This window comes from Candidatus Aquicultor secundus, assembly GCF_002791875.1.
GTDB lineage: Bacteria > Actinomycetota > Aquicultoria > Aquicultorales > Aquicultoraceae > Aquicultor_A > Aquicultor_A secundus.
In genome coordinates this window covers 19,380-27,358 of record NZ_PFNG01000059.1, presented here as the reverse complement: position 1 = coordinate 27,358, position 7,979 = coordinate 19,380, and the positions used below count along the sequence as shown (strand labels likewise).

6 protein-coding genes are annotated in these 7,979 nt (G+C 50.1%); 2 read left to right on the top strand and 4 right to left on the bottom strand.

What is annotated here, in order from left to right; genetic code table 11:
- The first annotated feature begins 381 nt into the window (after nt 1-381).
- Nucleotides 382-1,965 carry a 4Fe-4S binding protein gene (locus COY37_RS02365; protein WP_286679230.1) on the top strand — a complete coding sequence of 528 codons (1,584 nt, stop codon included), beginning with the start codon at nt 382-384 and terminating at the stop codon, nt 1,963-1,965.
- Nucleotides 1,966-1,974: 9 nt separating this feature from the next.
- On the opposite strand, the gene rpoD is transcribed toward COY37_RS02365, so the two are convergent.
- The 4 genes from rpoD to COY37_RS02345 all read right to left on the bottom strand — a co-directional run bounded on the left by rpoD (nt 1,975) and on the right by COY37_RS02345 (nt 6,953).
- Entirely contained in the window at nt 1,975-3,192 is a 1,218-nt protein-coding gene (gene rpoD / locus COY37_RS02360) for an RNA polymerase sigma factor RpoD (RefSeq protein WP_502690523.1), read from the bottom strand.
- A gap of 29 nt (nt 3,193-3,221) precedes the next feature.
- On the bottom strand, nt 3,222-5,051 hold the full coding sequence (gene dnaG, locus COY37_RS02355) for a DNA primase (protein ID WP_286679228.1): 1,830 nt from the start codon (nt 5,049-5,051) through the stop codon (nt 3,222-3,224).
- A gap of 229 nt (nt 5,052-5,280) precedes the next feature.
- Nucleotides 5,281-6,327 (bottom strand): deoxyguanosinetriphosphate triphosphohydrolase, encoded by a 1,047-nt coding sequence (locus tag COY37_RS02350; RefSeq protein WP_286679227.1) that lies wholly within the window; start codon nt 6,325-6,327, stop codon nt 5,281-5,283.
- Between the two features lie 38 nt (nt 6,328-6,365).
- Nucleotides 6,366-6,953, bottom strand: coding sequence for a flavodoxin family protein (locus COY37_RS02345; protein ID WP_286679226.1), 588 nt, complete (start codon nt 6,951-6,953; stop codon nt 6,366-6,368).
- A 388-nt stretch (nt 6,954-7,341) separates the two neighbouring features.
- Between COY37_RS02345 and COY37_RS02340 the strand changes: the two genes are divergently transcribed.
- Nucleotides 7,342-7,979, top strand: a 638-nt coding sequence (locus tag COY37_RS02340) for an amidohydrolase family protein (protein WP_286975856.1), incomplete at its 3' end; no start/stop codon positions are given.

Here is a 7,979-nt window from a genome sequence, read left to right as displayed (position 1 = left end):
CCGGGTAGGATTCGAACCTACAACCCTTCGGTTAACAGCCGAATGCTCTACCATTGAGCTACCGAGGAACGGTGCCAAAGCACTATTGAATTGCGCGTGCCCGAAGCACACTTTTTGCATTATAGAGGATATTTTTATAAGTTTCAAGATGATGGAGATGGCGTGGATCTCGTCGTTGGGCGGGATTGTCGCCCTCGCAAACAGTCTCTCTATAAGATTACCAATATGTGAATTGCTTCTTAAAATCGGCAACGGCTTCATGTATAATGTGCTAAGACGCTAAATCGCTGATCTAACACATGCAAGCAATAAGAGGCGGCCAATATGGCTGAGGGTTTCAAACGTTAGATGTAGCCTGGGAGGTCAATAAAGAAACTTAAGATGCGCTTTAGATTGTCGAATTACCGCAGAGTAATTCAAGCGTTCTTCTTTATACTCTTCTTCGTGTTGCTTGGGATTGCCGCACAACAAATAACCCTATGGTTTCCAGCTCAACTATTCCTGGCCTCGGACCCATTGGTAGCCCTGACATCTGTCATCGTGGGCTTACCATTGCTTTCCATTCTTCTGTATTCGGTCATAACATTTGTTGTAAGTCTGCTTTTCGGCAGGGTGTTCTGCGGCTACGCGTGCCCGACGGGAACGCTCCTGGATATACTATCTCCCCTTGCGAAGATACTGAACATCAACCAGAAAGTATTCAGGAAGCTTAAAGTTGTCCCGCTGATCATGCTCTCAATCGTGATTATATTTAGCGTTTTTAAGATTAGCGTTTTTATGGTTTTTGACCCGATCGTGCTTCTGACAAGAACATCGGCGGTTATGGTCTTCCCCGCTATAAACCTGGTGCTCTCAAAGATGGCAGAGGGATTGTACGGGTCGCTCTCATTGGCCCGCTCGATTGATGCCATATCGATGCAATTAAATGGGATATTGATGTTTAAAGGACCGAGGGTCTTCGATTCGAGCATGTGGATCATCATGCTGTTCCTGTCTGTGGTCAGCCTGAACGTGCTTGGCCGGAGGTTTTGGTGTCGTTACCTGTGCCCGCTTGGCGGATTATTGGGACTGATCGGTCGAGTCTCGCTTTTCAGGAAGACAACCGATGCGGCAACGTGTTCAGGATGTATGAAGTGCAGTAAGACATGCGAAATGGATGCGATTGCCGGCAAAGGCTTGATAACCGATACATCGTATTGCGTGGCATGTATGAAGTGCCGAAAAATATGCCCGAACGATGCGGTCGCCTGGGGTCTCAAACCGGAGCTTAATACAGAGATTCCATCAAGGCGAACCGCCGTTACCGCCATGGGCGGTGCGATCGCGGCGGCCTACCTAATACCTTTTAAGGCCAAAGGAAACGTGAGCCCGACACTGCTGAGACCACCGAGTGTAACCCATGAGGATGAGTTCCTGGACAAGTGTATCCGCTGCGGCGAGTGTTTAAAAACATGCCCTACCAATGTACTTCAACCTTCGCTTCTGCAGCACGGCCTTGAGGCATTCTGGACCCCGCACATGGATTTCAGTGCCGGCTTCTGCGATTGGTCGTGTGATGCCTGCGGTAAGGTATGCCCGACAGGGGCAATAAAGGAGCTAAAACTTAAGGAGAAGCAAAAGTTCGTCATCGGTAAAGCCGAGATCGACCGTACAAGGTGCTATCCCTGGGTGGCCGGGCACGGCTGCCAGATATGCGCCAACCTATGCCCCACGCCTAAAAACTCGATCATGCTTAAGGATACCGGCAAGTACGATCCAAGCGGTATGATGATCGTTCTGCCATACATGGTCAAAGAGAATTGTATAGGCTGCGGAATTTGTCAGGCCAACTGCCCCGTTCACGGAGACAAAGGGATTAACGTGTTCAGAACCGAAGTAAAGAACCCCTACCAGGGGCGCTTCAACCCACATGCCGGCATGATGGGGTTCCCCCAGAACGACACGCAAACAACCGGCAACCGGTAGGTTCTGTTCTTACTCCAGATAATCCCTTAATTTTGCGCTGCGGTTTGGGTGACGCAGCTTGCTCAGGGTTTTTGACTCGATCTGCCTGATTCGCTCCCTGGTCACACCGAACACGCGGCCTACTTCTTCGAGGGTTCTCGGGTGGCCGTCGATGAGGCCGAAGCGCAGCTCAATAACCTTGCGCTCGCGCTCGCTCAGCGTATCAAGCACCTCCTGCAACTGCTCTTGCAGCAACGAGAACGATGCTGCGTCCGCCGGGACTTCGGCTTCCTGGTCCTCGATGAAGTCGCCGAGCTGGCTGTCTTCTTCCTCGCCGATCGGCGTTTCAAGAGACACCGGCTCCTGCGATATCTTCAGTATTTCTCGAACCTTCTCCGGAGTTAAGCCCATCTCATCGGCTATTTCTTCTGGCATAGGCTCGCGCCCGAGTTCCTGCAGCAGCTGGCGCTGGATTCGAATCAGTTTGTTTATGGTCTCGACCATGTGCACCGGTATGCGGATCGTTCGTGCCTGGTCGGCGATTGCCCTGGTTATAGCCTGGCGTATCCACCAGGTTGCATATGTACTGAACTTAAACCCCTTACGGTAATCGAATTTTTCAACCGCGCGGATAAGGCCCAGGTTACCCTCCTGAATCAGGTCGAGGAAGAGCATCCCACGTCCAACATAGCGTTTTGCGATGCTGACGACCAGCCTTAAGTTCGCCTCAACGAGCTTCTTCTTGGCGTTCATCCCGTCGCGCTCGACCCTGCGAAGCTTGCGCACCTCATCTCTCGGAAGGCTTTCTTCCTCGCGCTCGAGTGTTTCGGCGGCTTTCTCCCCCGCCTCGATTCTCTTAGCAAGCGTGACCTCCTCTTTGGCGGTTAGAAGCGGCACCTTGCCGATCTCTTTGAGGTACATGCGTACAGGATCATTCGTCGGAGCCTTAACGGAGAGGTCAATCTCTTGAACGACTGCCTTTTTTGCTTCTTCTTCCTCCTCTTCGGGAAGGACCTTGGTCTCTTCTGTCTCCGGATCGACATCCAGTTCGTCCTCATCCTCGTTGTCATCGCTGATACCGATAATCTCTACGCCGGCATTGAACAAGTGGATGTAGATATTATCGATTTGCTCACTTGTTAAATCAACCGCTTCAAGAGCATCGTTAATTTGATCCGCAGTAAGGACGCCTTTTTCCTGGCCCGTCGCAATCAGTTGTTTTACTTCTGGGATTTCAAGCTCGTTTATGCGGGTATTCACCCTTTAATTTCCTCCAATCAAACTACGGGCCCTTTTTGGCGCAGGTCCCGTCTTTTAGCTTCAAGAGCCATCAATTCCTCAAATGCACCGTGTTCTGCTTCGTCTTTTTTAAGCATCGAAAACTGAAGCTCCTGCTTAAGTTTATTAATTTGACGTGTATAGTGAAAATCCTTGAGCGATATTAAAATATCCTCAAAATATTTTGATAAATTTTCCTCTTCGTACCCCAGTTCGATCATGAATAGCTCGGTTGCTTTGGCTCCAAGCCGTCTGTCAATATTAACCAGTACACCTGCGTCAAATGTACCCCCGCCGATGTCCTTTAAAACCGTGAACAATCTGGCGTGAGCTGGGAATACAAAGTAACTCTCGTCTATTTCTTCCGGTATTTTCCCCCTGATTTCGGGGTATTTGAGCGCTAAATGGAGAATGATTCTCTCGGTTTTTTCTTGCGGGTCAAGTAACGTTTCTTTCGCCTCACTACGCACTGCCGCACCCCTTTTGAACATGGCATTGAATTTTACCGTGAGTGCTTCTTCATCAAGCCCGAGCCGTTGCGCGATTTTGCTGAGGTATGCTTTTTGTGAAGCCGGGTGTTCGAGTGTTGCGATGAGTTTAAATCCAGCTACTGCGGCCTGCTCTTTTTGCCGTATCTCACTGATATTATATTTATCGACCTCTCTCGTCAAGTAGAAGTCGAAAAACGGCTCCGCATCATCGACCAGCTTGCGAAACGAATCCGCGCTATGTGAGCCGATATAATCGGCCGGGTCTTGCTTATGCGGGAGTATGACGACCCTCACGTCGATTCCTGAAGCGCTGCCCTCTTCCAAATCCCGTAACGCCTCCATTTTCGGAAGTCTAAATTCTGATAGATACGAGCCGACACTCTCCGCGGCCTTTATCCCCGCCGTATCTGCGTCAAAAACCAGGATGACGCGTTCTGCAAATCTTTTTAAGAGTTTCATATGCTCGGCGGTGAATGCCGTCCCCAAGGTTGCAACTACGTTGCTTATACCGGCCTGTGCCAGGGCAATTACATCTGTATAACCCTCGACGACTAAAACAGTGCCAAGTCTAACAATCTCATTTTTTGCAACATGCAGACCGTAGAGCGTTGAGCTTTTGTGGTAGACCGGCGTCTCTGGAGAGTTTAAGTATTTGGGCTCCCCTGAATCAATAATCCTGCCTCCAAAAGCGATTACGCGTCCTCTGATATCGGTGATGGGAAAAATCAGCCGCGCACGAAACCTGTCATAATATCCTTTTGAGCCTTTTATGACAAGGCCGGCTTCAACGAGTTCTGCTTGCGAAAATCCTTTCTTCGCAAGGTAATTTCCAACAGAACTCCAGGCCTGCGGGGCCAATCCGAGCCCGTACCTCTTTACAACATCGTCATTGAGACCCCGCTTCTTTAAGTAAAGACGACCCCGAGAGCCCTCGTTGGTTTTAAGTAAAATATACTGGTAAAACATCGAAGCGAACCGGTTGGCCTCGAGAATACGGCTTTTCTTCAACGACTCCGGCGCACTCTTCGTATCGTAGTGCAACTCATATCCAACGCGGTCTGCAAGAAGCCCGACGGCCTCGGGAAATTCAAGATGTTCGACCTTCATCACAAAAGAAAAGACGTTGCCGCCCTCACCGCATCCAAAGCAATGGAACAGCTGCGCCGCCGGGTCGACCTTAAACGAAGCGGTCTTTTCCTGGTGAAACGGGCACAGCCCCCAGAAAAGCCTTCCCTTTTTCTTAAGCGCCACGTAATCCGAGACCACATCAACAATGTTACTGCGCTCCCGCACCGCGTTTACATCTTCATCTTTAATCCTGCCTTTATGGTCGCTCAAAGATTCACGCTCCGCTTATTGAGACTCGAACCATTGCTCGATGTCATTCTGAACGTTAGTGAAAAATCTAGATCGCACTCACGTACCTCTTTCACTGGGCTCTTCTAAGCTTAGACCCTCCTGCATAAGAAGAAGGTTTGTGTGCCCTAGATTCTTCAGTCGCTATTCGCTCCTTCAGAATGACAGCAAAGTGAACCCTAATCCTAAGCATTTATCCCTGGACCCTTCTTTAGACCATCCAAGCCTTTGGGACAAAATATTCCTCGAAGGTCTTTATCGCGTAGCGATCGGTCATACCGGCGATATAATCGCAGACTTTTATCGGAAGCTCGTTCGCCTGGGATGTTTGGAACTCGGCGGGCAATAAGTCCGGGCTCTCCAGATACAGGAAGAACAGGCTTGAAATTACGTTCTTGGCTTTATCGTTTTCGGACTTTGCGGCCGAGCCCAGATACACCCGGTCAAACATAAAACGGCGTAGCTCGTGCATGGCTTCCATGCGTTCGGGGCTCATCGAGATAATGCCTTTGTCCTTGCTGTATTCAACCAGATCGCTCACCATATTGTTAATGCGAAGCCCCTGGTGCTTGCCGAAAAGATCGATGATACGCCCGGGAATCTCCTGTATATCCAGAATACCCGCGCGGACCGCATCGTCGATGTCGTGGTTTATATAGGCGATCCGGTCGGCGATCTTTACGATCTTGCCTTCGAACGTTTCCGGGTCGGTATCGCCGGTGTGGTTGAGAATGCCGTCTCGGACCTCCCATGTAAGATTGAGACCCTTGCCGTTATACTCAATCACATCGATGACGCGAAGGCTCTGCTCGTTATGCTCGAAGTGGTCGGGCACCTCCCGGTAGCCCCTGGCTTTAAGTATTTTAAATATCTCGCCGATAGCCGATTCGCCGATATGGCCGAACGGCGTGTGCCCCAAATCGTGCCCCAGCGCAATTGCCTCGGCCAGGTCCTCGTTCAACCGCAGTGCCCGTGCGATGGTACGTGAGATTTGGCTCACCTCAAGCGTGTGCGTAAGCCTGGTGCGATAGTGATCGCCCTCAGGGGCAAGAAAAACCTGCGTTTTGTTTATCAAACGACGAAACGCTTTTGAATGAATGATCCTGTCGCGGTCACGCTGGTAGCATGTCCTTAAAGGGCATGGCTTAATCGGCGCCTGTCGCCCTTTTGTATTGACGCTAAACTGGGCGTTTTTAGCCAATGATTCTATTTCTCGTTGTTCGGTCACTTCTCGTGGTGACAAAACGTGCTGCTTCATTTAATTCACCATCTAACTAGGTTTTATATTCATAAGGTTTACTTAGTGCTTTCTTCGACCAGGCGTACGCCGATAACACGCGCGCTCTTTATCGCATCGGCATCATCCCGCGCCGGTTTTTGCGCGCAGACCCCATGATGACCGAGAGTCGCCGAGATCGAGGAATCCGATACGACGGCCATTCCATGGACCATCATAATATCATGAAGCGCCCGCACCGTTGTCTCCTGCCCGCCAAAGCGCGAAGCGCCAACGGAAACAGCGGCCCCGATTTTTCCGGCAAGTCCTTTTCTGCCGCGCACCGCCCTGCTCTTATCAAAAATCGCCTTGAGCTGGGCCGATACCGTGCCAAAGTAAACGGGGCTTCCAAGAACAAGCGCATCCGCTTTCGTCATCATCTCAAAGGCCTTCTCAAGCGCGGTATCCTCGTAACAGCTCTCATTACAAGGAGAGCTGCAGACATCGCAATACGGCTTTTCCTGACCCTCGAGCATCTCCATCGAGTGCAACAACTTCGTTTTCGCCCCGGCCTCAGCCGCCGCCTGCAATACCTGTTCAAGCAAGAACGCGGTATTTCCATCCATATTCGGACTGCCGTTAATCGCAACTACAAATACTTCCTTCACACGATCACCTCTATAAATTTTAGGAGCCAGGAGTCAGGATCCAGAATAATATTCGGCCTGAGTTCCTTCCTCTCAGCAAATAGACTAATCCAAGTACTATCCCGAGTAAATAACCAAATACTAATCAAAAAAGCTTTATATTACCTCGCGCATTTATGATACGTGCTGTTACTACTTCGCCGTGTTCCATAATTTTCCTGCAAGCTAGGAAAATTATTATCGATCTAGGCCCGCATCCATTCACCCATTCACCAACCCTATCCACCTATTTACCTTTCTTCCCTGGCCCTGGCCCTGGCCCCTGCAATGGCTTCTATGCTGCTCTTACCTGTGCTATTGTGATAGAGACCATTTAGCTACGTTTAAGTATGTTTAAGTTTGGAGAGAAATGGCACTTAACTTTGATTTTCATGCGCATGTTTTTACCGAGGATGTCGCCGAGAAGCTGATCGGCAAGATGGAGGAGATTTACGGTGTTAAACGCCGCTATAACGCTGTGGTTGAGGATGTTTTGAAATCTGCGGCTCACGGCGGTATCGATCGGGTTGTTCTCCTCTCGATTGCCAACCGCCCGGAGCATGTGCGCTTTAATGGCTGGTATGCGGAGCTTGGTAAAACATACGAGACCCTGATCCCTTTCGGCTCGATCCATATTGAAAACGACCCATCGGAGCTCGATCGCTTTCCTGAACTAGGACTTAAGGGATTTAAAATCCAGCCAAACGCCCAGCGGTTTTACCCGGATGATAGGCGCATGTTTCCCATATACAAGCGTGCCGCCGAGCTTGGATTAATTGTCGTCTTTCATGCCGGTGATGAGGAAGGCGGCGTCAAAGGCGAGTTCAGCCAGCCAAAGCAGTACCTGGATGTTATTAAATCCTTCCCTGACCTCACGATCGTACTCGCCCATTTCGGCGGCTATCGGACATGGGATGCTGTCGAGCAGCTCTTCGGGTTTGAGAACGTCTATTTCGATACCGCATACCTTCCCACAAGGATAGACGATGAGCTTTTCGTCACATTAGC

What these genes read in the sequence shown, in the direction of transcription:
- COY37_RS02365 (WP_286679230.1), top strand. Translation starts at nt 382, where the DNA reads ATGCGCTTTAGATTGTCGAATTACCGCAGAGTAATTCAAGCGTTCTTC.
- COY37_RS02350 (WP_286679227.1), bottom strand. Translation starts at nt 6,327, where the DNA reads ATGAAGCAGCACGTTTTGTCACCACGAGAAGTGACCGAACAACGAGAA.